Origin of the sequence: Candidatus Sodalis pierantonius str. SOPE (assembly GCF_000517405.1) — a bacterium.
Lineage (GTDB): Bacteria > Pseudomonadota > Gammaproteobacteria > Enterobacterales > Enterobacteriaceae > Sodalis_C > Sodalis_C pierantonii.
Map to the genome: position 1 here is coordinate 918,109 of NZ_CP006568.1, position 24,145 is coordinate 942,253.

At 56.2% G+C, this 24,145-nt stretch carries 19 protein-coding genes and 6 pseudogenes; 9 read left to right on the forward strand and 16 right to left on the reverse strand.

Going from position 1 to position 24,145, the window contains the following annotated elements; all coding sequences use genetic code 11:
* Window positions 1-25 precede the first annotated feature (25 nt).
* Entirely contained in the window at window positions 26-949 is a 924-nt protein-coding gene (locus SOPEG_RS04795) for an IS5-like element ISSoEn1 family transposase (RefSeq protein WP_025243834.1), read from the forward strand.
* A 63-nt stretch (window positions 950-1,012) separates the two neighbouring features.
* Window positions 1,013-1,216: pseudogene (locus SOPEG_RS24120) on the forward strand (TM2 domain-containing protein); the annotation flags it as partial.
* On the opposite strand, the gene SOPEG_RS04800 reads toward SOPEG_RS24120, so the two are convergent.
* The gene (locus SOPEG_RS04800) at window positions 1,175-1,471 is read right to left on the reverse strand and encodes a hypothetical protein (RefSeq protein WP_025244496.1); all 297 of its coding nucleotides are present in this window, start codon (window positions 1,469-1,471) and stop codon (window positions 1,175-1,177) included. The pseudogene SOPEG_RS24120 and the gene SOPEG_RS04800 overlap by 42 nt on opposite strands.
* A gap of 17 nt (window positions 1,472-1,488) precedes the next feature.
* On the opposite strand from SOPEG_RS04800, the gene SOPEG_RS04805 reads away from it, so the two are divergent.
* Window positions 1,489-2,235 (forward strand): phosphonopyruvate hydrolase, encoded by a 747-nt coding sequence (locus tag SOPEG_RS04805; protein WP_200867856.1) that lies wholly within the window; start codon window positions 1,489-1,491, stop codon window positions 2,233-2,235.
* A gap of 196 nt (window positions 2,236-2,431) precedes the next feature.
* Here SOPEG_RS04805 and psiE read toward each other — a convergent pair whose 3' ends face one another.
* The gene (gene psiE / locus SOPEG_RS04810; protein ID WP_025244497.1) at window positions 2,432-2,830 is read right to left on the reverse strand and encodes a phosphate-starvation-inducible protein PsiE; all 399 of its coding nucleotides are present in this window, start codon (window positions 2,828-2,830) and stop codon (window positions 2,432-2,434) included.
* A 492-nt stretch (window positions 2,831-3,322) separates the two neighbouring features.
* Between psiE and pfkA the strand changes: the two genes are divergently transcribed.
* The gene (gene pfkA / locus SOPEG_RS04815) at window positions 3,323-4,285 is read left to right on the forward strand and encodes a 6-phosphofructokinase (RefSeq protein ID WP_025244498.1); all 963 of its coding nucleotides are present in this window, start codon (window positions 3,323-3,325) and stop codon (window positions 4,283-4,285) included.
* Between the two features lie 204 nt (window positions 4,286-4,489).
* A complete protein-coding gene (locus tag SOPEG_RS04820) occupies window positions 4,490-5,482 on the forward strand; it encodes a sulfate ABC transporter substrate-binding protein (protein ID WP_025244499.1) in 993 nt (330 codons plus the stop codon).
* A 117-nt stretch (window positions 5,483-5,599) separates the two neighbouring features.
* On the opposite strand, the gene tpiA is transcribed toward SOPEG_RS04820, so the two are convergent.
* The 3 genes from tpiA to fpr form a co-directional block, all read right to left on the reverse strand.
* Window positions 5,600-6,367, reverse strand: coding sequence for a triose-phosphate isomerase (tpiA, locus tag SOPEG_RS04825; protein ID WP_025244500.1), 768 nt, complete (start codon window positions 6,365-6,367; stop codon window positions 5,600-5,602).
* Window positions 6,368-6,492: 125 nt separating this feature from the next.
* The gene (locus SOPEG_RS04830; protein ID WP_038469614.1) at window positions 6,493-7,047 is read right to left on the reverse strand and encodes a DUF1454 family protein; all 555 of its coding nucleotides are present in this window, start codon (window positions 7,045-7,047) and stop codon (window positions 6,493-6,495) included.
* A 65-nt stretch (window positions 7,048-7,112) separates the two neighbouring features.
* Window positions 7,113-7,859: a ferredoxin--NADP(+) reductase gene (gene fpr / locus SOPEG_RS04835; protein ID WP_025244502.1), complete on the reverse strand. Its 747-nt coding sequence runs from the start codon at window positions 7,857-7,859 to the stop codon at window positions 7,113-7,115.
* A gap of 382 nt (window positions 7,860-8,241) precedes the next feature.
* On the opposite strand from fpr, the gene emrD reads away from it, so the two are divergent.
* Window positions 8,242-9,426: a multidrug efflux MFS transporter EmrD gene (emrD, locus tag SOPEG_RS04840; protein ID WP_025244503.1), complete on the forward strand. Its 1,185-nt coding sequence runs from the start codon at window positions 8,242-8,244 to the stop codon at window positions 9,424-9,426.
* 29 nt (window positions 9,427-9,455) lie between these two features.
* Here emrD and glpX read toward each other — a convergent pair.
* The 3 genes and pseudogenes from glpX to SOPEG_RS04855 form a co-directional block, all read right to left on the reverse strand.
* Window positions 9,456-10,380: pseudogene (gene glpX / locus SOPEG_RS04845) on the reverse strand (class II fructose-bisphosphatase).
* Window positions 10,381-10,476: 96 nt separating this feature from the next.
* Window positions 10,477-11,975 (reverse strand): annotated as a pseudogene (gene glpK / locus SOPEG_RS04850) (glycerol kinase GlpK).
* Between the two features lie 38 nt (window positions 11,976-12,013).
* The gene (locus SOPEG_RS04855; RefSeq protein ID WP_025244504.1) at window positions 12,014-12,877 is read right to left on the reverse strand and encodes an MIP/aquaporin family protein; all 864 of its coding nucleotides are present in this window, start codon (window positions 12,875-12,877) and stop codon (window positions 12,014-12,016) included.
* Between the two features lie 518 nt (window positions 12,878-13,395).
* Between SOPEG_RS04855 and zapB the strand changes: the two genes are divergently transcribed.
* The gene (gene zapB, locus SOPEG_RS04860) at window positions 13,396-13,635 is read left to right on the forward strand and encodes a cell division protein ZapB (RefSeq protein ID WP_025244505.1); all 240 of its coding nucleotides are present in this window, start codon (window positions 13,396-13,398) and stop codon (window positions 13,633-13,635) included.
* Window positions 13,636-13,836: 201 nt separating this feature from the next.
* Here the strand turns inward: zapB and rraA are convergent.
* The 7 genes and pseudogenes from rraA to priA form a co-directional block, all read right to left on the reverse strand.
* Window positions 13,837-14,315: pseudogene (gene rraA / locus SOPEG_RS04865) on the reverse strand (ribonuclease E activity regulator RraA).
* A gap of 106 nt (window positions 14,316-14,421) precedes the next feature.
* Window positions 14,422-15,265: pseudogene (locus tag SOPEG_RS04870) on the reverse strand (1,4-dihydroxy-2-naphthoate polyprenyltransferase).
* Window positions 15,266-15,354: 89 nt separating this feature from the next.
* A complete protein-coding gene (gene hslU, locus SOPEG_RS04875; protein WP_025244506.1) occupies window positions 15,355-16,686 on the reverse strand; it encodes an HslU--HslV peptidase ATPase subunit in 1,332 nt (443 codons plus the stop codon).
* A gap of 11 nt (window positions 16,687-16,697) precedes the next feature.
* The gene (gene hslV / locus SOPEG_RS04880) at window positions 16,698-17,228 is read right to left on the reverse strand and encodes an ATP-dependent protease subunit HslV (RefSeq protein WP_025244507.1); all 531 of its coding nucleotides are present in this window, start codon (window positions 17,226-17,228) and stop codon (window positions 16,698-16,700) included.
* An 87-nt stretch (window positions 17,229-17,315) separates the two neighbouring features.
* On the reverse strand, window positions 17,316-18,152 hold the full coding sequence (gene ftsN, locus SOPEG_RS04885; RefSeq protein WP_025244508.1) for a cell division protein FtsN: 837 nt from the start codon (window positions 18,150-18,152) through the stop codon (window positions 17,316-17,318).
* 90 nt (window positions 18,153-18,242) lie between these two features.
* Window positions 18,243-18,899: a substrate-binding domain-containing protein gene (locus tag SOPEG_RS31140; RefSeq protein ID WP_025244509.1), complete on the reverse strand. Its 657-nt coding sequence runs from the start codon at window positions 18,897-18,899 to the stop codon at window positions 18,243-18,245.
* Between the two features lie 141 nt (window positions 18,900-19,040).
* A complete protein-coding gene (gene priA, locus SOPEG_RS04895; protein ID WP_025244510.1) occupies window positions 19,041-21,236 on the reverse strand; it encodes a primosomal protein N' in 2,196 nt (731 codons plus the stop codon).
* 204 nt (window positions 21,237-21,440) lie between these two features.
* On the opposite strand from priA, the gene rpmE reads away from it, so the two are divergent.
* Window positions 21,441-21,656, forward strand: coding sequence for a 50S ribosomal protein L31 (rpmE, locus tag SOPEG_RS04900; RefSeq protein ID WP_025244511.1), 216 nt, complete (start codon window positions 21,441-21,443; stop codon window positions 21,654-21,656).
* A 371-nt stretch (window positions 21,657-22,027) separates the two neighbouring features.
* A pseudogene (locus SOPEG_RS04905) lies at window positions 22,028-23,235 on the forward strand (IS256-like element ISSoEn2 family transposase).
* 157 nt (window positions 23,236-23,392) lie between these two features.
* Here SOPEG_RS04905 and istB read toward each other — a convergent pair.
* On the reverse strand, window positions 23,393-24,142 hold the full coding sequence (gene istB / locus SOPEG_RS04915) for an IS21-like element ISSoEn3 family helper ATPase IstB (protein ID WP_025244512.1): 750 nt from the start codon (window positions 24,140-24,142) through the stop codon (window positions 23,393-23,395).
* Window positions 24,143-24,145: the final 3 nt, after the last annotated feature.

Consider the following 24,145-nt stretch of genomic DNA (forward strand, 5'->3'; position numbering starts at 1 on the left):
ACATTCGTTTCAACATCAGGTCCCCATGGCAAAGCAAAAGTTTAAAATTACCAACTGGCCCGCATATAACAATGCGCTCAGGCAGCGGGGGGACCTGACAGTATGGCTTGATGAGTCAGCCATTGCTGCATGGACTGAGAGTACACCACCTGAACATCGTGGCCGGCCGCTTCACTACACCGATATGGCCATTACCACGGTTCTGATGATAAAGCGCGTGTTTAACCTTTCGCTCCGGGCGTTACAGGGTTTCGTTGACTCGATTTTTAAACTGATGGGGCTGTCGCTGCGCTGCCCAGATTACTCTCTGGTCAGCCGGCGAGCAAAAACCGTCGACATCAGCATAAAAACGCCAACCCGCGGCGAAATCTCACACCTGGTCATCGATGGCACCGGCCTGAAAATCTTCGGCGAAGGCGAATGGAAAGTCAGGCAGCATGGGGCTGAGAGGCGCAGAGTATGGCGCAAGCTTCATCTGGCAGTAGATAGCGCGACACATGAAATTATCTGTGCCGATTTATCGCTAAGCGGTACGACAGATGCGCAGGCGCTGCCCGGGCTGATTAACCAAACCCACCGGAAAATCAGGGAAGCGTCGGCTGACAGTGCTTACGATACGCGTTACTGTCATGATGCTCTGCTGAGGAAAAAAATAAAGCCGCTTATCCCACCGCGAAGTGGTGCGCAATATTGGCCAGCTCGATACCATGAGCGTAACCATGCGGTGGCAAATCAGCATCTGAGCGGCAATAACGATACCTGGAAAAAGAAAGTAGGTTATCACCGGCGTTCACTGGCTGAAACGGCCATGTTCCGGTTTAAAATACTTCTGGGTGGTCATCTGAGTCTGCATGACTATGACGCGCAGGTAGGTGAGGCTATGGCAATGGTCAAAGCGCTTAACCGGATCACGTTGTTAGGAATGCCAAACAGCGTCCGCATCATGTAACAATCGCCCTGATAGGGAGGAAGTCGTCAAAAATTTCGGATTTATTCAACAAAGCGCGTCATCGGCAGTAAAAACCGCATTGCCGCCGCGCTGTTGGCGTTTTTTCTGGGTGGCCTTGGTGTTCATAAATTTTATCTGGGCAAAATTGGGCAAGGGGTGCTTTACCTGCTGTTTTGCTGGACCTTCATTGCCGCATTTATCGCGTTCATCGAATTTATCGTCTATTTATGCACTTCTGATGAAAAATTCGCCAGAAAGTATGGTTGACCGCCGGCCGTCGAATAAACCCTGCACGTCATCAAGCGTCTCGCTGGCGATGAATTCCTGGTGGATGAATTGTTTTAGCCAGCAGCAAGAGTCCTTGGCCTGTTCGACCTGCTCGCTTTGATCGTTAACGTGCGCCACATCGCTTACGCCCGAGGCCACTACCCTGCTATCGGCCAACATTAGCACCGCGGCGCGCAAAAAGATGAACGGCGAAGGGAAAATCAGCGCCGCCGCTGCCGCGAACCATGATTTCATCCGATAAGGAGTAAACTATGTCTAAGCACGCGATGTTGCGCTCGGCGCTCAACGGCCGGCGGTTTTTCACCGTCATGGCCGCCCATAATCCCTTGTGTGCGCGGCTTGCTGAAGAGGCGGGTTTTGACGGCATCTGGGGCAGCGGTTTCGAGTTGGCGGCCAGCTATGCGGTGCCGATTTTGCCCATGGGGATTCATCTGGAGATGATGCGCGCCATCGCATCCGTCGTCGCGACGCCTGTGATTGCGGATATCGATACCGGCTTTGGTAACGTGGTGAATGTCAGCTATGTTATCCCGCAGTATGAGGCGGCCGGCGTTTCAGCGGTGGTGATGGAGGATAAAACCTTTCCCAAAGACACGAGCCTGCGCGCCGGTGGGCGGCAAGAATTAGTCAATACCGAGACGTTTCAGGGTAAGATTGGCGCCGCTATCGACGCCCGACAGAATAATAATTTAGTGATCATCGCCCGGGTTGAGGCGTTGATTGCAGGGCTGGGCCAGGAAGAAGCATTGCGCCGGGCTTACGCATACCAGGAAGCGGGCGCGGATGCGATCCTCATCCATTCCCGGCAGAAAACGCCCGCCGAGATCCTCGCTTTCATCGATGCCTGGGCCGGCCGGGTTCCGCTGGTGCTAGTGCCTACGGCCTATCCACAGCTTACCGAGTCGACCATTGCCGCCAGCGGCAAAGTGGGGATCGTCATTGATGGGAATCACGCTATCCGCGCCGCAGTGGGGGCGATGCGCAGTCTCTTTGGGTAGATACGGCGCGATGGCGGCATTCATCGCGTGGATGCCGCATTACCTACCGTGAGCGATATTATCGCGCTGCAAGGCGACGCCAGAATGCGCGCGGTGGAGAGCAAATTCCTCAAATAAAAGCGACGGCGAAAACCGGGCTGGATAGCAGCGGTGCGGATGATAGCGCTCACCGCAAAAAATCGGGAGCCGCCCGGGCCTATTCGCGCATCAGTCTCGAGCTATTGGCCAGCCACAATGTCACCACCAATATCAAAATGGCGGAGGAATAACATAGCGTATCCAACGGGTTTTCATGATCGACGACGATGAGTTGGATGATGGCCGTGATGCCTATATAAATAAAGTAACGTAGGGGAAAGTGATATCCGGACTGGAAATATTTCACTATCAGAGCGATAAATTCAAAGTAAAGAAAATAAGTGACAATGCCTTCGATAAGCAGGTAGGTGGAACTTTGCTCTCTAGCGTTGAGCAGCACCCGTGCCAAATCGAAGGTTTTCCTGCCCAAGAAAATAATCAATATTATACTCAAGCATACCAGGCCGATATTCAAAATCATTTGCAGTGCATCGGCAATACGCGTTCCGGAAATCATGGTGTCATTACCCTGCGTTAACAGTATCTGGGGATCTCAGCGGCAGTATAACGCTTTTCAATGTGACTTATGTCACAAAATAAGACTGAGGCGGTTAACCGGCGTCCGGTTTAACTGCGGTTTAAATTAAGGCGAGGGTTGATACCATGGTAGACGGGCTATCGCGCCGTGCGAAGGCGGTTGGTACTAAAATGGTATATAAACAGCACCTTGTTAGCACCGGTGCATGCTTGACGGCAGGGATTTATGCTGCCGATGTGGTGCCGGTGGCCACATTAAAGCGGAAGCGGTCGGGTACGTTTTACAGTATGATATGTACCGTGAAACGGGTATTTATTCGCTGAGTATTGGAAAGTAGTCTGACATGAATCAATTCAGCTTTGGCGTTTTGTCATACTCTTTCATCACAAGCCCCGGCATTCGTTGCTGATGGGAAAAGCGGTAACAAACGTATTGTATTCTACAAGCAGTATTTTAAGTTCAGAGGTAGTCATGATTAAAAAAATCGGTGTACTGACAAGCGGCGGTGATTCACCAGGAATGAATGCGGCCATCCGGGGCGTCGTGCGGGCCGGGCTTTCCGAAGGCCTGGAAGTTTACGGAATTTATGATGGTTACCTGGGCCTATTTCAGGATCGGATGGCGAAACTGGACCGCTATAGCGTCTCGGATATGATTAACCGCGGCGGTACCTTTCTCGGCTCCGCTCGTTTTCCAGAATTCCGAGAGGAGGGCACGCGCGCTATCGCTATTGAAAACATGACCAAGCGCGGCCTGGATGCACTGGTGGTGATCGGCGGCGACGGCTCCTATATGGGCGCCAAGCGCTTGACTGAAATGGGTTTCCCCTGTATTGGCCTGCCTGGCACGATTGATAATGACGTGGCGGGCACCGATTACACTATTGGCTATTTTACCGCGCTGGAAACCGTCGTCGAGGCTATCGACCGCCTGCGCGACACCTCTACGTCCCATCAACGTATCTCCATCGTGGAAGTCATGGGCCGGTATTGCGGTGATTTGACCATGGCGGCGGCCATTGCCGGCGGCTGCGAATTCATTGTGCTACCTGAAGTGGAATTCAAACCGGAAGACCTGGTTTACGAAATCAAGGCGGGTATTGCTAAGGGTAAAAAACACGCCATTGTCGCTATCACCGAACACGTCTGTAATGTCGCCGAGTTGGCGCAATACATCGAAAAAGAAACGGGACGGGAAACCCGCGCCACGGTGCTGGGCCATATCCAGCGCGGCGGCAGTCCGGTGGCGTACGATCGTATTTTGGCCTCGCGCATGGGCGCGTATTCCATCGAACTGCTGTTGCAGGGCTATGGTGGCCGTTGTGTTGGGGTGCAAAATGAGCGGTTGGTGCATCACGATATCGTTGACGCCATCGAAAATATGAAACGGCCCTTCCGCAGCGATATTCTGGAAACGGCAAAAAAACTCTTCTGATTTCGCCGGCTGGCTTGCCCTCGCTGCTGGGGGCAAGCGCTTTGGCGCGCCGTGCGCCGGCTCCCCTCATGCTTCATGCTGACAATTCACATTATATTCTTTGGTTATATAAACTATTTTTATATTCTTTTAGCTGGCTATATTTTTCTGCCACTCTCTGCAAAAAACGTTTTCAATTCCAAACATTTCCAGAGGGAGTGAAAGATGTCCAAATGGCGTGCCGGCGTATTACTCATGTTGCTGTCAGGAAGCGTAATGGCTAAGGATGTACAGCTTCTGAATGTTTCCTATGATCCTATCCGTGAATTCTATCAGCAATACAATAAGGCGTTTAGCCAATACTGGCAGCAAAAAACCGGCGATCATGTTACGGTGCGCCAGTCTCATGGCGGTTCCGGTAAACAGGCGACTTCCGTTATCAATGGCATTGAGGCGGATGTGGTCACGCTGGCGCTGGAGTCGGATGTGGACGCTATCGCCGAACGTGGACGCATTGATAAAAACTGGATTAAGCGCCTGCCCGACAATTCCGCGCCTTACACATCAACCATCGTTTTCCTGGTGCGTAAAGGCAACCCGAAACAGATTCATGATTGGCCCGATCTAATCAAACCCGGCGTGTCGATTATTACGCCTAACCCGAAAACCTCTGGCGGTGCGCGCTGGAACTATTTGGCGGCCTGGGGCTATGCGCTGCACCAGAATAATAACGATCAGGCCAAAGCGCAGGCGTTTGTGAAAGTGCTGTTCAAAAATGTGGAAGTGCTCGATTCCGGCGCCCGCGGCGCAACCAATACCTTCGTTGAGCGCGGCCAGGGGGATGTGCTTATCGCTTGGGAAAATGAAGCGTTGTTGGCGATCAATGAATTGAACAGTAAGGATCAATTTGAAATCGTCACCCCGAGTGAATCGATTTTAGCCGAGCCGTCGGTGTCGGTGGTGGATAAAGTGGTGGATAAGCGCGGAACCCGCGATGTCGCCACGGCGTACCTTAACTATCTCTATTCAACCGAGGGGCAGCGTATCGCGGCGCAAAACTATTATCGCCCGCGCGACGCGGCTGTAGCGAAGGAATACGCCAAAGAGTTTCCGACGCTGAAGCTGTTCACCCTGGCTGAAACCTTCGGCGATTGGACCAAAGTTCAGAAGGAACACTTCGCCAGCGGCGGCAGTTTCGATCAGATTAGCCAACGCTAACGATTGACGGGCGGCGAGCCGCCGGCTTGTCGCCATCAATAATACCGGGCCGGTCAGCGAGTGACCGGCCCGGTTGTTTTCAGGATGACGGTGAACCCCGTCGTCGGCTGTAGGCCGTCAGTCTTGTTTCGCTTGCGCCGCGGCTTTAACGATTACGGCGAAAGCGTCAGCTTTCAGCGATGCGCCGCCGACCAAGGCGCCATCAATATCCGGCTGGGTAAACAGTTCAGCGGCATTGCCGGCGTTGACCGAGCCGCCGTACTGAATAATGACCTGCTCCGCGATTGCCGCATCATGTTTGGCGATATGGCCGCGGATGTATTTATGCACCGCCTGCGCCTGCGCAGGGGTGGCGGATTTGCCGGTGCCGATAGCCCAGATGGGCTCATAAGCGATAACGGTATTCTCGAACGCTTTGGCGCCGAGGCTGTTCAGTACCGCATCAATCTGACGAGCGCATACCGCTTCAGTTTGTCCGGCTTCGTTTTCCGCCTCGCTCTCACCGATACACAAAACCGGAATCAGACCCGCTTCTTTCAGCACGGCGAATTTTTCGGCGATAACCTCATCGCTTTCTTTATGATAGGTGCGGCGTTCGGAATGACCGATGATGATATATTTCGCGCCGATATCTTTGAGCATTTCGGCGGAAACTTCGCCGGTGAAGGCGCCCGAAAGATGGGTGTCAACGTTCTGTGCCCCGAGAGCGATTCGGCTGCCGCCCAAATGATGTTTCGCCAGGTCGAGATAGGCCACCGGCGGGGCGATGGCCACGTCGCAGCCGACAACGCTGCTGAGTTCATTGCGCAGCGCCGCGATCAGTTCGTTGACCATGTGTTTGCTGCCGTTAAGTTTCCAGTTACCCATCACTAACGGATGTCGCATTGTTATTCCTCCATTCAGGGAACGCGAGAGATGAAAATGAGTGCCAAAGGGCAAGTTTTACCTGACCTCAGTATAAAGAGGAAATACTAAGGTGGCTTTGTTTTTTGTCATTTATCGTGCATGAATCAGGGCTCGGCCAGCGCAAGTTTGACGGGTTCAACGGCAAAGGTCAGCCCTTTATCGCCATTGTCCGCCACGACATAGCGCAGCGCGCCCCATTGCTGTTGGAAAAAGCGTGAACCCTGTCCGCGGCTTAGCAGATCTAACACCCGCGCCGTGCTCTGTTCCGCGCTTATCGTCGGTTCAAACTCGCGCAGCAGCGCCGCCATGTAGGCAATGGCGGTCGCGCGAGCGGCCTTTTCGGTACCACCTTCCACCGGCAGATAGGTCAGCTGTAGCGTTTTGATCTTGCCGCTGCCTTTCTCTAGCGCCGTGGAGGCGTACAATGTCTCATTAATCTTGCTGGTGGCGCGAGTGAGATTCGCCGGTTCGCTCGGGCCCTCCAGCGCGCGGAATTCACCGATGGGCAAGGTCGGATTATGGCTATTGTACCGTTCGCGGAATTGCGTCACCGTGGTATCAAAAGTGGGCGCACCGGCCAGCAGATACGGGGCGGTCGGGGCGGTGCCGGCGGGCGTCGCTTCCCCATGGGCGACGCCGATGCTCGTCGCGCAGAGCATCACCAGCAGCCAGGCGCTACGGCAGCGTGCGGCCCGGCGGTTCGGCGCAGAGGACGGCGCCGCCATTACCAGTAATGCTCGCTGGTCATATGGCCCGGTTTGCGCTTGAAATGTTTGCGCATGCCGCGGCTGTCCTTCAACATCTGCTGCGTGTCGCGCACCATTTGCGGGTTGCCGCACAGCATGACGTGGCTGTTTTCGGCGTCCAGCCGCAGATCCACCGCGGCCTCCAGTGAGCCATCGGCAATCAGGGCGGGGACGCGACTGGTGAGCGATCCGGGAGCCTGCTCGCGGCTGACCACCGTTTGGACGCGCAGCTTACCATTATAGCGCTGCTGTAGCTCCAGCATCTGCGGCAGATAGCTAAGGTCCTGAGCAAAGCGCGCCGCGTGCACCAGAATAATCTGCTGGAAGCGCTCAAGCCCCTCGCCCTGCTCGAGAATCGATAGATACGGACCTAGCGCGGTGCCCGTCGCCAGCATCCACAGATTGTCACAGGGGGGAATCTCGTCCAGCACGAAGAACCCCGCCGCCTCCTTGGTCACCATCAGGCTGTCGCCGGGTGCAAGCGCATGCAGCGGCGGGCTGAGTTTCCCCTCCGGCACGGTGACAAGGTAAAATTCCAGGTTGTCATTTCGCGGCGCGTTAACGTAGGAATAGGCGCGCTGAATCTTTTCGCCGTTGATTTCCAGCCCAAGCTTGGCGAATTGTCCGGCGGTAAAGGGGTCGATTGGCGCATGCACAATGAGACTAAAAAGACTCTCTGTCCAGTGCTTCACCTGCACCACGTGACCCGTTACCCATTCAGCCATAGTGTTTAACTCCCCTTGATCCTGCCGGATGTTCCCCGGTCGACATGCGTTTATCCGCTCTGTCACAGCGGCTGAGATTTGTGCCTCAGAACGCGCCGGCGTCCGGCGCGCGGCCTGAACCGCCAATCCGCGGACTTGCCATTATCGGCTAATTTCGTTAGCGCATCCAGTCCACGGCGCGGCGATGGCGAATTAGGGCGCACGTACAGAAAAATTTACCTTCTGTCCACCGGACATTACAGCCAGTACGGCGAGATAATGAAGATATTAACTGGACTTGTGGCCTGAATATGGTATTTATGTCGGAAAATTAATCAATATTCTGTATATATCACTACTTATAAGCAATATACAGAATTAATCAGCTATCTAAGTAATATCTATGATGAACACGCGTGCGATATCCGTGCTAATGCTTTTGATTATTTTGGTGGCCGTTGGGCAGATGGCTCAGACCATTTACGTACCGAGCATACCGCTTATCGCCCGCGATTTGATGGTTCGCGAGGGCGCGATACAGCGGCTGATGGCCGCCTACCTGCTATGCTATGGCGGCTCGCAGCTCATTTATGGTCCGCTCTCCGATCGGGTCGGGCGCCGGTCGGTCATCTTGAGCGGTATGGCGATCTTTTGTCTGGGGACAATGCTCGCCATGTTCAGCCAATCGCTGTCGCTGATGACATTCGCCTGCGGTATTCAGGGTATCGGTACCGGCGTCGGTGGCGTGATGGCGCGGACATTGCCGCGCGACATCTGCGATGGTCGCTCGCTGCGGCGGGCTAACGGCCTGCTCAATATGGGCATTTTGATTAGTCCGCTGCTGGCGCCGCTAATCGGCGGCGTGCTTGCCGACTGGCTGGGCTGGCGCGCGTGCTTCGCGTTTTTGCTGCTGCTGAGCTGCAGCGTCAGTCTACTGGTCTGGTTTCGTCTACCGGAAACGCGTCCGATGCGGCCGGCCAGCAGCGGCCGAAGCCTTGGGTTTTGGACGCTGCTGAGTGAGAAGGTGTTCAATCATTATCTGTTGATGCTGGTCGGCGGACTGGCGGGGATTGTCGCTTTCGAGGCCGGTAGCGGCGTGCTGTTGGGCAGTATGGAGCTGAGCGGCCGGCAGGTCAGCCTGTTATTTATCCTGCCGCTGCCGGGTACGTTTCTTGGCGCCTGGTATGCGGGGCGCGCGGTCAGGCCGTTCAGCGCGCTGATGTGGCGGGCGGTGCTGAGCTGCCTACTGGCGGGGATATTGATGTGGCTGCCGGCCTGGTTCGGCATCATGACCCTTTGGACACTGCTGTTGCCCGCCGGCCTGTTCTTTTTCGGCGCCGGCATGCTGTTTCCGCTGGCCACCACCGGCGCGATGGAGCCTTATCCCTATCTGGCCGGCACCGCGGGCGCGCTTGTCGGCGGCCTGCAAAACATCGGCTCAGGCGTGGTAGCCGGCTTCTCCTCGCTGCTGCCGCAGCAAGGGCAGTTCAGCCTGGGGATGATTACCTTCGCCATGGGTATGCTGATTCTGCTGTGCTGGTTGCCGTTGTCGCAAACCATGCCCCGCCAGGGTTCGGAAATCGTTTAGAGATACGCAGCGGCTGGCCGGGCGGTGGTTCATAGGATAAAGGGATGCAGCGCGGCATCCTTGCGATCGAGATAGTGAATCGAAGTAATGCGGCGAATGGTGCGGTTTTTGCCGCGGATAAGCAGCGTTTCGGTAGTGGCGATATTGCCTTTGCGCGTGATGCCGTTCAGCAGGTCCCCTTTGGTAATGCCGGTGGCGGAAAATATGACGTTATCGTTGTGCGCCATCCTTCCAGCCGCAGCACCTGATTTGCCATGATGCCCATCTCCGCGCAGCGGGCCAGCTCATCCGCGCCGATCCGGCGGTTCTCTTCGCTGTCGCCTTTTACCTGATGCCGTACATGACGTCAACTTCGCTATCGGGCATGCAGGTGAGGATAGACGCGGCAACGTCGCCATCGGGGAAGGTGAAAACGCGCACTCCAAGCCGTTGCAACGCTTGAATGCACGCATCATGACGCGGCTTGGCCAGCAGCGACACCGTCAGCTCCGACAGGGTTTTTCCCAGACGGCTGGCCACCGCGCGTAAATTATCTTCCATCGGGGCGGCGAGATCGATGACGCCCCGCGCCGCTGGCCCGACCACCAATTTTTCCATGTACATATCCGGCGCGTGTAAAAATGCGCCTTTTTCAGCGACCGCCAGCACCGTCAGGGCGTTGGCCTGCCCCAGGGCGGTCATGCGGGTGCCTTCGATGGGGTCGAAGGCGATATCCACCGCCGCGCCGGCGCCGGTACCGACCGCTTTACCGATGTAGAGCATCGGCGCTTCATCGATCTCCCCTTCGCCTATCACAATGCGGCCATTGATCGGCACCTGATTCAGCACAATGCGCATAGCCTGAACCGCGGCGTTGTCCGCGGCGTTTTTATCGCCGCGGACAAGCCAGCTGTAGCCGGCCAAAGCGGCGGCTTCGGTGACGCGGGAGAATTCAATGGCTAATTCACGTTTCATGACTTTGGGTTTCCTGACGGCAAAGAGGAATATTGCCGTCAGTTTACCACACTCCGCCGCTCCCCTCGGGGATGCCGGCTGGGGTTGATGGGGCCGTTACTTCTCGTCCTGCTCTTCCCAGGCGCGTGCGCGCGCCACCGCTTTCTTCCAGCCTTCGTAGCGATAATTGCGTTCCACGGTTTCAATACCGGGACGGAATTCTCGTTCGATAACCGCTTTGCTGCGCACCTCTTCCAGATCGCTCCAAAAGCCAACCGCCAGACCCGCCAGGTAAGCGGCGCCGAGTGCGGTGACTTCCCGCACTTCCGGGCGTTCGACGCGGGTGCCGAGAATATCGGACTGGAACTGCATCAGGAAATTGTTGGCGACCGCACCGCCGTCCACCCGTAGCGCTTTCAGCCGCTCGCCGGAATCCGCCTGCATCGATTCGATCAGATCGCGCGTTTGGAAGGCAATCGACTCAAGCGTCGCGCGGATGATGTGGTTGGCGTTCACGCCGCGCGTAATGCCGAAGATGGCGCCGCGGGCGTAAGGGTCCCAATAGGGAGCGCCGAGACCGGTAAAAGCCGGCACCACATACACGCCGTTGGTGTCTTTCACCTTGCCGGCGAAATATTCCGAATCGGTGGCGTCGTTAATCAGTTTCATCTCATCACGTAGCCATTGAATGGCGGCGCCGGCGACAAACACCGCGCCTTCCAGCGCGTAATTCACTTCGCCGCGCGGTCCGCAGGTGATGGTGGTCAGCAGACCGTGGCGCGACTGTACCGCTTCGGTGCCGGTGTTCATCAGTAGGAAGCAGCCGGTGCCGTAGGTATCGCCATGCCGGGCGTTACGCACAGCTGGCCGTACAACACCGCCTGCTGATCGCCGGTGATACCGGCGATGGGAATGCGGGTGCCGCCTTTCCCGTCGATATTGGTCTGGCCGTAAATTTCCGAGGAGGGCCGTACCTTGGGCAGCATGGAGCGCGGAATATCCATGATATCCAGCAGGCGGTCATCCCACTCCAGTTCATGGATATTGAACAGCATGGTACGGGAGGCGTTGGTGTAGTCGGTGACGTGGACCCGTCCCTGGGTCATTTTCCAAATGAGCCAGCTATCAACGGTGCCGCACAGCAATTCGCCGCGCTTGGCGCCCTCCATGTGGTCGAGGATCCATTTGACCTTGGTGCCGGCGAAATAGGGGTCAATGACCAGACCCGTAGTGTGGCGCACATATTCTTCGAGGCCGTCGCGTTTCAGTTTCTCGCAGATGTCCGCAGTGCGTCGGCACTGCCATACAATGGTGTTATAAATGGGTTTACCGCTCTCTTTATCCCATACCACCGCGGTTTCCCGCTGGTTGGTGATGCCGATGCCGGCGATTTGGTCGGAGCGGATATCGGCTTTGGCCAGCACCTCCACCAGGGTTGAACTCTGGCTGGCCCAAATTTCCATTGGGTCATGTTCCACCCAGCCGGGTTTAGGATAAATTTGCGTAAACTCCCGTTGGGAAACGCTGACAATGTTGGCGTCGTGGTCGAGCACGATCGCGCGCGAGCTGGTGGTTCCCTGGTCGAGCGCGACGATATATTTTTTTTCTGCTGACATAAGAGTTTCTCGCTATTTTAGACGTTCAACAAAGGAAATCAGGTCTTGGGTTCGGAGCGCGCGGCGCGACTTTGGGCAACGGCGACATCATCGGCCTCTTCGCCGCTCAGTTGGCCGGGCAAATGCGGCCCAATCAGCGCGCGGTAGCCGAAGGCGCCCAGACAGGCGCCGACCACCGGGGCGATCAACGGAATCAAGAAGTAAGGGATCTCCCGGCCGCCGGTATAGGCGACTTTGCCCCAGCCGGCTAGGAAAGCGAAGGTTTTGGGGTCGAAATCGCGGGCGGGATTCAGGTCGAAGTCCGTCAGCGGCCCCATCGCGGCGCCTATCACCGCGATAAGAATACCGATCAGCAACGGCGCCAGCGGGCCGCGCGGAATGCCGTTGCCGTCGTCGGTCAGCGCCAGGATCAGGCACAGCAGGATGGCGGTCATCACCATTTCCACCAAAAACGCCTGGGCTACCGAGATATGCGGATTAGGATAGGTTGAGAAAATGCCGGCGAGATCCAGGCTTTCGACGCTACCGCGAACCATATGGTGTGCCTGCTCATAATCAAAAAACAGATTATAGTAAAGGCCGTAAACCAGCGCCGCGGCGCAAAAGGCCCCCAGCATCTGCGCCACAATATACGGTAGCACTTTGCGTCGCTCGAAGCTGGCGAACAGCCAGAGCGCAATGGTGACCGCCGGGCTAAGGTGCGCACCGGAAACGGCCGCGGTGAGGTAGACCGCCATTGCCACGCCCATGCCCCAGATAATGCTGATTTCCCACTGGCCGAAAGATGCCCCGGCCAATTTCATGGCGGCGACACAGCCGGCACCGAAGAAAATCAGTAATCCTGTCCCGAGGAATTCGGCGTTGCATTGCCCTTTTATTGTCGGTGATGTTAATTGGTTTATAAACGGTTCCTGTGGCTGGAAAGGTGTCGAGCCAGGCTGATGCAACACCCTTGTCATTGATAAAATATAGGGTAATAACTTATGTAGTTATAATATGAATTTATCGTTAACGAGCAAAAACGAGAAATATCGAAATCTAAATGTGTGGGCCGTGTCATAAAAATGCGCGTATTCGCTTAAAAATTGGTTCCTAAACACCCATTTCTTACGCCGCTAAGTACTTTAATTTTTTTGCCGCGTTTCCCTCTCAAAGAAAAACGCACGCGCCGCCGCCGGCCGGAAGCAAGAAGTCGCCATGGCCGGTTTTCCCGCCGCAGGGCGAACCGGCGGCATAGGCGGGGGGCTAATGTCCTAATTGAGACAATGTGTATGGACACGGGCAGGCAGGCTACTTAAAATCCTGTATCAGTCACGGCAAAAGGCAGCGGCAACACGCCTGGGCGGTCGGCTTTTTCGAGTTACACAAGGGTGTGTAGCGACCACTGACCAAGACGCCTTGTGTCTTTAAGGGGAAACAAATGGCATTTGAAGTATTTGAGAAACTGGAAGCGAAAGTCCAACAGGCTATTGATACCATCACGCTTCTGCAGATGGAAATCGAGGAGCTAAAAGAAAAGAACACGAGCCTGAGCCAGGAAGTGCAGCAAGCGCAGAGCAACCGTGAGTCGCTGGTAAATGAAAACGAGCAGCTAAAGCAGGAGCAGCATGTGTGGCAAGAGCGCTTGCGCGGCCTGTTGAGCAAAATGGATGAGGTTTGAACCCCTAGGGTTTCCCTGCGGGCGGTGCGTGCATCGCCTTGCGCGTCCGGGCAGCGGCGCTGTGCATCCTGACCTGACGTACTCCGGCGGTGATCTCCGCTGAGCCGCTCGCTGGCATCGGGCGTTGCCCCGGAGATTACCACGCCGGGCCGAGATAGGACGCCGGCCCGGCTATTGACGGCGCGCGTGGAGCCGTTGACGTTATTCCAAATCTAGCGCGTCTTCGGACAGGATGACCCCGGTATTGTCGGCATAGAGATGATCGCCGGAAAAGAAGGTGACGCCGCCGAAATTTACCCGGATATCGCTTTCGCCAATACCTTCGCCGGCGAAGGTGGCGGCCATAGCTTGAATGCCCAGATCCAGCTCTTCCAGGTCGTCCACCTGGCGCACCGCGCAGTAAACCACGATCCCTTCCCACACGTTCTGTACGGCCAGATTGCCCAGTTCGGCATCAATGAGCGCCCGTCGTACCGATCCGCCGCCGTCCACCAGCAGGACGCGGCCCCGCGACCGTTTTCTTCCAGCAGCTCGTAGAGCAATCCGTTATCCTCAAAACACTTCACGGTCGTTATCTGACCGCCGAAAGAGGTTCTGCCGCCAAAATTAGTGAAAAGAGGCTCAACAACGTTCACGTTTTCCTGATAAATGTCACATAATTCTGAGGTATCGTATTTCATAGGATTTACGTCGGTTTGCCACTGAAGTCGCAAGTATATCGCGTTCTCGGCAGAGTTGCCAAAGTCATCAAAGGCGAACTTGACGCACGTCAGAAAAGCGGCGGCGTTAGGCCAGCAGCAAGCCCAGCACGAACAGAATATTCACGATCAACACGCATTTCACGGTTTTCTCCAGCATCGGCCTGATACCGGACGGATCCGTTTCGTGCAGGACGTAGCGCGCCTGCATATACAGCGCCGGGACCGCGAGCAAAAACAGCCAACCGGTGAGATTATGCAGCTCCAGCAGCGCAAAAATCGCTAGGCACAACACGGCGCCGGCCAGCAGGCAAACGTGATAATAGCGCGCCCGTTGCGGTCCCAGGCGTACCGCCAGGATATTTTTGCCGTTTTGACGATCGCTTTCGATATCGCGCAAATTATTAATATTCAGCACCGCCGCGGCCAGTAAGCCGCAGGCGGTGGCGGGCAAGATCACCACGGCGTGAAAGGCGCCGGTTTGCAGGTAATAGCTCCCCCCCCACGCTCAGCCACCCGAAGAAAATCAGCACCGACAAATCGCCGAGCCCCATATAGCCATAGGGGCGGGTGCCGACGGTATAGGTGATAGTGGCGATGATCGACAAGATGCCCAGACACAAAAAGCCGAGCACGTCCGCTGCGGTGTTGCAGGCCACGAAAATCAATAGCGCGCCCGACACCAGCGATAATGCCACCGCCAGCAGCAGCGCGAATTTCATCTGCTCGCGGGAAATCAGCCCCAGTTGCATACCGCGCAGGGGACCAATCCGGCCGCGGTCGTCGCTGCCTTTCACCGCATCGCCATAATCGTTGGCCAGATTGGAGAGAATTTGCAGCATGGAAGCGGTTAATAGCGCCAGCGGCAGGGTGCGTAGCCGCAGGCTGATCATCCAGGCTTTTGTCGGGCTGAGTGTGGCTGTGTCGCTCATGTTTGCACTCTTCTCTACGGTGGCGGGAACGCCAAAAAAAACGGGAGGCCTGAGCCTCCCGCTGCGGATGTCGATTACCCTGAGATGGGTTACAGGATAAAGCGGCTCAAATCTTCATCAGATACTAACTCATCCAGGTGACTGCGAACATAATCTGCATCAATAGAAATAGTTTTACCGTTCCACTCGCTGGCGTCATAGGAAATATCTTCCATTAAACGCTCCAGGACGGTGTGCAAACGGCGGGCGCCGATATTCTCGGTGCGCTCGTTCACCTGCCAGGCCGCTTCGGCGATACGCTTGATGCCGTCCTCGGTGAAGGCGATGCTCACCCCTTCCGTCGCCATCAGGGCGATATATTGAGTGGTGAGCGAAGCGCTGGGCTCGGTCAGGATGCGTTCAAAATCCTCGGTGGTCAGGGCTTCTAGCTCGACGCGGATCGGCAGACGCCCCTGTAGCTCGGGAATGAGATTCGACGGGCTGGAAACCTGAAACGCGCCGGAGGCGATAAACAGAATATGGTCCGTCTTCACCATCCCGTGCTTGGTAGAAACGGTACAGCCTTCCACCAGCGGCAGCAGATCCCGCTGCACGCCTTCCCGGGAAACATCCGGTCCAGACACTTCGCCGCGCTTACAGATTTTATCGATCTCGTCGATAAATACGATGCCGTGCTGCTCCACCGCCTCGATCGCTTTTTCTTTCAGCTCTTCCGGATTAACCAGCTTGGCGGCTTCTTCTTCCATCAAAAGCTTCAGGGCCTCTTTGATCTTTATCTTGTGCGGCTTCTGTTTTTGGCCGGCCAGATTTTTGAACATCGATTGCAGCTGGTTGGTCATTTCCTCCATGCCGGGAGGGGCCATAATTTCCATCCCCATCGGCGCCGCGGCGAGATTGATTTCTATCTCTTTATCATCCAGCTGACCTTCGCGCAATTTTTTGCGGAAATTCTGGCGCGCGCTGTAGGGCTCGCCGCTCTCCTCCGGCTGTCTCCAATTATTCTTGGCCGGCGGGATCAAGACGTCAAGCACCCGTTCTTCCGCCAGTTCTTCTGCACGGAAACGGTTTTGCTCAATGGATTGCAGCCGTACCATTTTGACGGACGCGTCGGTCAAATCGCGGATGATGGAATCCACTTCTTTACCTACGTAGCCGACTTCGGTGAATTTGGTGGCCTCGATTTTGATAAACGGGGCGTTGGCCAGTTTTGCTAGGCGGCGGGCGATTTCCGTTTTCCCGACGCCGGTGGGGCCAATCATCAGAATATTTTTCGGTGTCACTTCATGGCGCAATGCTTCGTCCAGTTGCATGCGGCGCCAGCGGTTGCGCAACGCGATGGCCACCGCCCGCTTGGCGTTGTGCTGGCCTACAATATAGCCATCGAGTTCACTGACGATTTCCCGTGGAGTCATTTCAGACATTTTCAGGATCCTTACGCTTTGGACGTTAATTCTTCAATGGTTTGGAAATGGTTGGTGTAGATGCAGATATCACCGGCAATACCCAACGCTTTTTCGACGATCTCACGTGCGCCGAGATCGGTATTTTCCAACAGCGCGCGCGCTGCAGATTGGGCATACGGGCCGCCAGATCCGATAGCGATCAGATCGTTTTCCGGCTGTATGACATCGCCATTCCCGGTAATGATGAGCGAGGCGTTTTCATCGGCCACCGCTAGCAAGGCTTCCAGACGGCGCAGCATGCGGTCGGTGCGCCAGTCTTTGGCTAATTCAACGGCCGCTTTGACCAGATGGCCTTGGTGCACTTCCAATTTACGTTCAAACAGCTCAAATAGGGTGAAAGCATCCGCGGTGCCGCCGGCGAAGCCGGCGATAACTTTTTCATTATACAGGCGACGGACTTTGCGCACGTTACCTTTCATGACGGTATTACCCAGAGTAGCCTGTCCATCACCACCGATGACGACATGCCCATTGCGGCGTACGCTTACGATTGTTGTCACGAGCAACCCCTTGGAATGGAAATAGTGAGCGCCCCGCAAAGAATACGGGGCGAGGATAACTATTAAATGGGGCGGGAATTCGGGTTTTCAACCCCCGGCGGCAACGGGGATGCAATTTGATACTCCGGCGGCGCGTACGCTCTGCAAGATTTTATCGGCGCCGGCGCGGTTGGAATAGGGGCCCAGCAAGACGCGGTTCCAGCCGCCGCCGGTGGTGATGCGGCTTTCGATGCCGGCGAAGGCCAGTTGGGCACGCACCGACTCCGCCTGGTCCATCGCTTTGAACGAACCGCACTGGACCAGCCAGCACTGCGGCTTCTCTTTTGGCGACTCTTTAGCCGCATTCGGCTCGGCGCTCTTCTGAACCGGCTGAGGCGCAACCGTGGACGGCGGCGTTTGACGCGGAGCCTGCACCGGTTGCTGACTGAACGGATTGCGCGGCGTTTGGGTGGTTGGCCGGGGTTGGGCCGTGCCCGCTGCGGGCGCTTTGCTTTGATCGTTATAAGGCACTTCGTTCAAATGCGTGGGCTCACGGCGCATATCCGCCTGCATCTGTTCTAACAGTTGACGCTGCTCATCGGTCAGCTGCGCCGGCGAATTCACCTCTCCGCCCGCGGTTGGCTCGGTGGGGGACTGCACCCCGATCTGACGATTTTCCAGCTCTTTAATATAACGCCAGCGTTCTTCCGGCTTGGGTGGTAATCCGCTGCCGGCGTTTTTGCCGCGATTAGGCACAATCACCGCTTCATCCGATTTGTTATGCGCGATGAAATAGAGACCGCCAATAAACGTAATCAGTACGGCCGCCGCCAGTGGGATCATCGTTTTGGACGTGCCGGAGGAGGAACGTTTCTTTTTACGGTTGGTCGTTTTACGCCGCGTGCCCGAGGACTTGCCACGGCCTACATAGTCTCTTTGTGCCACTATCGTTTCGCTAAATTTGAGATAATCATCAGGCCGTCATGTTACTGAAGGCAATAATATTTGACCAGCGTCAGCATTCCGAAATGCGCATCAGTGACGTGTCTGGGGCAGAGCGCTGGACCCGCGGATGACCAATTCACTGTCGAGCATGACAGAGGCTGCCGCCCTTGTCGCATGTTGCCTGAGTTGGCGCAAGAGTAACAGCACTGCTTCGCGGCCTATGTAATAACTGGGGGGCGCCACCGTCGTGAGCGGTGGGCAACAGTGGGCCGCCGCCGTTAAATTGCCAAACCCGGTCAGGGATAATTCTTCCGGTACTCTGAGGCCGAGCACTTTCGCCAGCGCCCCTAGCGCTATCATATCGCTATGGCAAAAGATAGCGGTAGGCGGCTGTGGTCGTGAAATCAACATGTTAAGTCCCGCTTTGCCGGTCTGGCAATTTAGCGCGTCCTGAAAGACACCTTGTTTCCGCGGCGTGATGCCGTGCAAAACCTCGCTGAGATGCGGGTCGCCGCTATTGGGCACCAACGCCAGAAGCGTAGCGCTCTTGTCGTGTTTTATCAGGCGGCCCGGCGTAAGCGGCGCATAACTGATGCTGCCCGCCGCCCGCGCTGCAGCGTTGCCGGCGACACTTTTTCTGGACGCATCAGCGCCCGTGAGACGGTCGCGGTGGAAACGCCTGCCTGCAGCGCCACATCTCGCATTGTCGCGGCGCAGCAGGTACGGCTTCTTTTCTGTTCCACGCATTACTCCTGGGGGCACTGTGGCCCTATTCATGCTCAACGGCCCTCCCTTTGTATCAGATCACACGTCGACGAGCAGAGGGCAATTTCACGCTGATTTTTATCTTTACGCTATTGCCGAAGCGCGATCGCAAAACCTGCGGCGTCAGCCGTCGAGGGGATCCACATCCAGCGACCATTTGACCTTGCGCGCCTGGGTCAGGGTGCTTATCAGCGGTAAACTGGCGGCCACCAGGCGTTGCAATTGCGGACGCGAGGGGTGCGATAACAGCAACTGCCAGCGAAAACGCCCGCCGCGCTTGGGCGCCAGCGCGGGGATAGGCCCCATGATCCACAGGGCGTTATCCCGCAGCGGGCTGGCGTCCAGCAGCTGGCGTAATTGATCAAGGAACAGCCCCGCCTGGCGGTTGTCGTGATCGTCCGCGCGAAACAGGATATGACTGGTAAAGGGAGGCAGGCCCGCCTGGCGGCGTTCCTCTAGCGTTTGATTGGCGAAGTCCATATAACCGTGATGCAGTAACGTTTGCAGCAGGGAATGCTCGGGATGGTGGGTTTGCAGTAAAACCTCCCCTTGTTTTCCGGCGCGGCCGGCGCGGCCGGCAACCTGGGTATAAAGTTGGGCGAAACGTTCGGCGGCGCGGAAATCGCCGGAGAACAGCGCGCCATCCACGTCCAGCAGCGAAACCAGCGTAACATCTGGAAAGTGGTGACCTTTGGCCAGCATTTGGGTGCCGATTAAAATCCGCGCGCCGCTGCGCTGTACCTGGGCCAGATAGTCCTCAAGCGCGCCTTTGCGCGCCGTGGTGTCGCGATCGATACGCGTTACCGGCACATCTGGAAACAGCGGCGTCAGCGCTGCCTCCAGCTGTTCAGTGCCTAACCCGACGGCGACCAACTGGGTGGAGCCGCACTGTGGGCATTGATGCGGCAGCGGGCGCTGGCTGTCGCAGTGGTGGCAGTGCAATTGACGCTGATGCTGATGTAGCGTGTAGTAGTGATCGCAGCGTTGGCATTCGGCGATCCAGCCGCATTCATGGCACAGCAGCGCAGGCGCGAAGCCGCGCCGGTTAAGAAACAGCATGACCTGATTGCCGGCCTGCAGATGCGCGTGCATTTTATCCAGCAGCGGCGTTGAGAGGCCATGGGTCAGCGGCAGCCCCTTCATATCCAGCAGGTGTTGGCCGGCCGGCCGGGCGCTGCCGGCACGTTTGGCCAAGGTGAGCCGGCGGTATTTTTTCTGCTGCACATTATAAAGGGTTTCGAGGGACGGCGTGGCGGTGCCGAGCACTATCGGTATATTTTCTTCCCGCGCGCGAAAAACCGCCAGGTCGCGGGCGTGGTAGCGCCAGCCTTCGTGCTGCTTATAAGAACTATCGTGCTCCTCGTCGATGACAATAATCCCCAGCCGGGCGAACGGGGTGAACAACGCCGAACGGGTTCCGATGACGATAGCGCATTCGCCGCGTCGCGCTTTAAGCCAGACCGCTAGCCGTTCGCTGTCGTTGAGCCCAGAATGCAGGACCTCTACCGGCGCATTGAAGCGCTCACGAAAGCGGGCGATAGTTTGCGGCGTCAGACCAATTTCCGGTACTAGCACCAGCGCCTGCTGCCCTTTGGCCAGAATATTCTCCAGCACCGTCAGATAAACCTCGGTCTTGCCGGAGCCGGTCACGCCGGCCAGCAGCCAGGCGGTGAACCGATCGTCCTCGCTGCGAATAGCGCCCACGGCGGTGGCCTGTTCGGTGTTCAGCCGCAACCGTTCGCCGTTAACGCCGAACCCTGGCCGCCAGTCGCTTGCCTCCACCGCTTGGGGCCGCAGATCGCATAATCCTTTGGCGCGCAGCGCCTGCAGCGCCGGGTCGGTAAGCAGCAGCTCGCCTACCTGGTGACGATAAACCGGCCCGCGCAGCAGCGCCGCTAGCGCCTGTTGCTGTTTGGGCGCTCGCTTCAGACTATCGGGCAGTGTGCTGCGCCCCTGTTCCGTGGCGAACCACTGCCATAGCGGCGCCATCTCAGCGGGCTTGCCCTGACGAAGCAGGATCGGCAGAGCGTGGAACAGCACTTCGCCGGCGGGGTAATGGTAGTAGCCGATGGCCCAGTTCAGTATGCGCCAGAGGCTGTCGGAAAATAGCGACCGGTCGTCGAGCACTTCGCTGATAGGCTTTAACTTGTCCAGGGCCACGTCGCTGTGCTCGCGGATGGCGGTGACGATACCAATGGCTTGGCGTTGACCAAACGGAACCCGCACCCGTCCCCCAACCGCAGGCGCGGCGTTAGCGGGCAAAAGGTAATCAAAAGTCCGAGCCAGCGGCACCGGTAACGCGACGTTTACAACGGGCATCCATCCATCCTGGGTGTCAAAAAAGCGCTGATAGTGTACACTGTATTGCCTTTGATGTGCGGATTGTGTTTGCAAAGATTGGCGGCATTCTGTATGATTCGCCGCCTTTGATGTCATCCGGCATTAAAGCGATAAACTCCATTCGCGTGGTGTCTGGTTATAAAGTAGACCGGATAGCGACGCGGCCTTACGAAGAGGTTTTCCATGCAAACAGATATCCACCCGAAATACGTAGAAATTACTGCAACCTGTTCCTGCGGTAATGTCATCAAGACCCACTCTACCCTGGGCCACGACCTTAACCTGGACGTATGCAGCGCTTGCCATCCGTTCTATACCGGTAAACAACGTGTTGTTGATACCGGTGGTCGTGTTGATCGCTTCAACAAACGTTTCAGCATTCCGGTCGGCAAGAAATAATTTCCCCACCAGAAGAAAAAGGCGCCAGTAGCCGCCTTACCTCCGGACGATGAATCGCGTCGCCGATGTAATCGACCAATTGCAGGAGATGGGGCCGGGCAAGATATTTCAGCAGCGTATCCTCTTTGGTCATGTAGCCCACCAGGCAAAGCGCTCGCAAATTAGGGTAGTCGGTGGTTAGCAGCGCCGTTTTTAACCGGCTGCCGCGAAATTCGTCGTGGGTGGCGCAGCGATTGGCAAAGGCAAAACTGTCATGACGATAATGCGCCAGAATACAGGCGCTATCGTCGCCGTGCAGAGAGCCTGTTTAGAAATTTGTGTATTTGCCTGATTTTGATATGTTCAATCCAACATCAAAAACAGGTTAATTTATGGACGAAAAACAGTTGCAGGCTCTGGCTAACGAACTGGCCAAAAATCTCAAAACCCCTGAAGATCTCAGTCACTTCGATCGGCGGCTGAAAAAAATTAGCGTCGAAGCAGCACTCAATGCCGAAATGACCCATCACCTCGGCTACGATAAAAATCAGCCTAAACCGGGGACCAACGCCCGCAACGGCTATTCCACAAAAACCGTTACCACTGGCGATGGCCCGCTGGCGCTGCGTACTCCGCGCGATCGTGACGGTTCCTTTGAACCGCAACTGGTGAAGAAGAACCAGACCCGGATTACCGGGATGGATAACCAGATTTTATCGTTGTACGCCAAAGGGATGACCACCCGCGAGATCGCCGCCGCGTTCAAAGAGCTGTATGACGCCGATGTCTCGCCGGCGCTGGTCTCAAAGGTCACCGATGCGGTCATGGAGCAGGTTGTCGAATGGCAAAACCGGCCTCTGGATGCAGTCTATCCCATTGTTTATCTTGACTGTATCGTTCTAAAAGTCCGGCAGGACAGCCGCATCATCAACAAATCTGTGTTCCTGGCGCTGGGCATCAACATCGAAGGCCAGAAAGAGTTGCTAGGTATGTGGCTGGCCGAAAATGAAGGCGCAAAGTTCTGGCTGAACGTGCTGACAGAGCTGAAAAACCGCGGCCTGAACGATATCCTTATCGCCTGCGTAGACGGGCTGAAAGGTTTCCCTGACGCTATTAACGCGGTGTATCCGGAGGCGCGGCTCCAGCTGTGTATCGTACATATGGTGCGCAACAGCCTGCGGTTCGTCTCCTGGAAGGACTACAAGCCCGTCACCCGCGACCTGAACGCTATCTATCAGGCCCCTACGGAAGAAGCCGGCTTGCAGGCGCTGGAAGCGTTCTCCAATGCCTGGGACATCCGCTACCCGCAAATAAGTCGAAGCTGGCAGGCAAACTGGGCCAATCTGGCCACGTTCTTTGCCTACCCAACGGACATCCGCAAGGTGATCTACACGACCAACGCATCGAGTCGTTAAACAGCGTGATCCGGCATGCCATCAAAAAGCGCAAGGTGTTCCCGACCGACGACGCAGTGAAAAAGGTGGTGTGGCTGGCGATACAGGCGGCCTCACAGAAATGGACAATGCCTTTGAGGGACTGGCGCATGGCAATGAGCCGCTTTATTATCGAGTTCGGTGATCGCCTGGACGGTCACTTCTGAGAAAAGGCATTTACACAGAATCGTGTACAGGGTCCCGTGCAGATTCCGACGTATCCGATCAGCTGTTCCGGCGACATCCGATCAGTTATTCCGATATTTTTCGATCACCCATTCCAGTGATATTCGTTCACGTGTTCGCTCATCTTCTGACTCGAGTTTAGTCTATTTTTCCTGTGCTGGCTACTCCTTGCTCTTTGCGTAGTGATTCGCCTTTAAGTTCCAGTCTATAGCTGGGGTGTACTAACCGATCGAGTAACGCGTCAGCTGTCGTGGGGTTTTCTATCAGTCCATACCATTTTTTCACCGGCAGTTGACTGATCAGGATGCTGCTGCTTTTGTCGTAGCGATCTTCCATCACCTCCAACAGCATCGTTGCCTGCATCGGACTTATTGATCCTAGGCCCACGTCGTCCAAGATCAGTAACTCTATTTTTTCTAACTGCTTAAGCTGTTTTAGATAGGTCCCGTCTACCTGACACTGGTGAAGATGGGCCAGCAACCGACCCACTCGCCAGTAACGCACGCTATATTGCTGCCGGCATGCCTGCTCACCAAGCGCACAACTGAGCCAGGTTTTGCCCGTACCTGTTGGCCCCGTGATGAGTATGCTTTTCTGATATTTCAGATATTGTCCCCCTAGCAGATCTCGCATCTGTTCCGGTGTCACTCCTCGGCTAGGGATATAGCGGATATCTTCCGGTTTTGCCTGCAAGCGCATTTGCGATTGCCGTCGCAGATGGCATATGTGATTGTTTTTTCTATGCAAATTTTCCGCTTCTACCATCAGCGACAACCGCTCCTCGAACCCCAGCTCCCCATAACTCCCCGGGAGTTCGCGTTGCGTCTCCAACGCCTGGACCATTGCCGACAACTTCAGCTCTCGCAGAGCCATTAACAGTGTATCCATATT

Coding starts and splice junctions, on each gene's coding strand:
- psiE (WP_025244497.1), bottom strand. CDS start 2,830: ATGATTTCCGGAACGCGTATTGCCGATGCACTGCAAATGATTTTGAAT.
- SOPEG_RS04795 (WP_025243834.1), top strand. CDS start 26: ATGGCAAAGCAAAAGTTTAAAATTACCAACTGGCCCGCATATAACAAT.
- SOPEG_RS04800 (WP_025244496.1), bottom strand. CDS start 1,471: ATGAAATCATGGTTCGCGGCAGCGGCGGCGCTGATTTTCCCTTCGCCG.
- fpr (WP_025244502.1), bottom strand. CDS start 7,859: ATGGCTGAATGGGTAACGGGTCACGTGGTGCAGGTGAAGCACTGGACA.
- pfkA (WP_025244498.1), top strand. CDS start 3,323: ATGATTAAAAAAATCGGTGTACTGACAAGCGGCGGTGATTCACCAGGA.
- tpiA (WP_025244500.1), bottom strand. CDS start 6,367: ATGCGACATCCGTTAGTGATGGGTAACTGGAAACTTAACGGCAGCAAA.
- SOPEG_RS31140 (WP_025244509.1), bottom strand. CDS start 18,899: ATGCGTGGAACAGAAAAGAAGCCGTACCTGCTGCGCCGCGACAATGCG.
- zapB (WP_025244505.1), top strand. CDS start 13,396: ATGGCATTTGAAGTATTTGAGAAACTGGAAGCGAAAGTCCAACAGGCT.
- hslU (WP_025244506.1), bottom strand. CDS start 16,686: ATGTCTGAAATGACTCCACGGGAAATCGTCAGTGAACTCGATGGCTAT.
- SOPEG_RS04830 (WP_038469614.1), bottom strand. CDS start 7,047: ATGCTCTGCGCGACGAGCATCGGCGTCGCCCATGGGGAAGCGACGCCC.
- emrD (WP_025244503.1), top strand. CDS start 8,242: ATGATGAACACGCGTGCGATATCCGTGCTAATGCTTTTGATTATTTTG.
- istB (WP_025244512.1), bottom strand. CDS start 24,142: ATGGATACACTGTTAATGGCTCTGCGAGAGCTGAAGTTGTCGGCAATG.
- SOPEG_RS04820 (WP_025244499.1), top strand. CDS start 4,490: ATGTCCAAATGGCGTGCCGGCGTATTACTCATGTTGCTGTCAGGAAGC.
- rpmE (WP_025244511.1), top strand. CDS start 21,441: ATGCAAACAGATATCCACCCGAAATACGTAGAAATTACTGCAACCTGT.
- SOPEG_RS04805 (WP_200867856.1), top strand. CDS start 1,489: ATGTCTAAGCACGCGATGTTGCGCTCGGCGCTCAACGGCCGGCGGTTT.
- priA (WP_025244510.1), bottom strand. CDS start 21,236: ATGCCCGTTGTAAACGTCGCGTTACCGGTGCCGCTGGCTCGGACTTTT.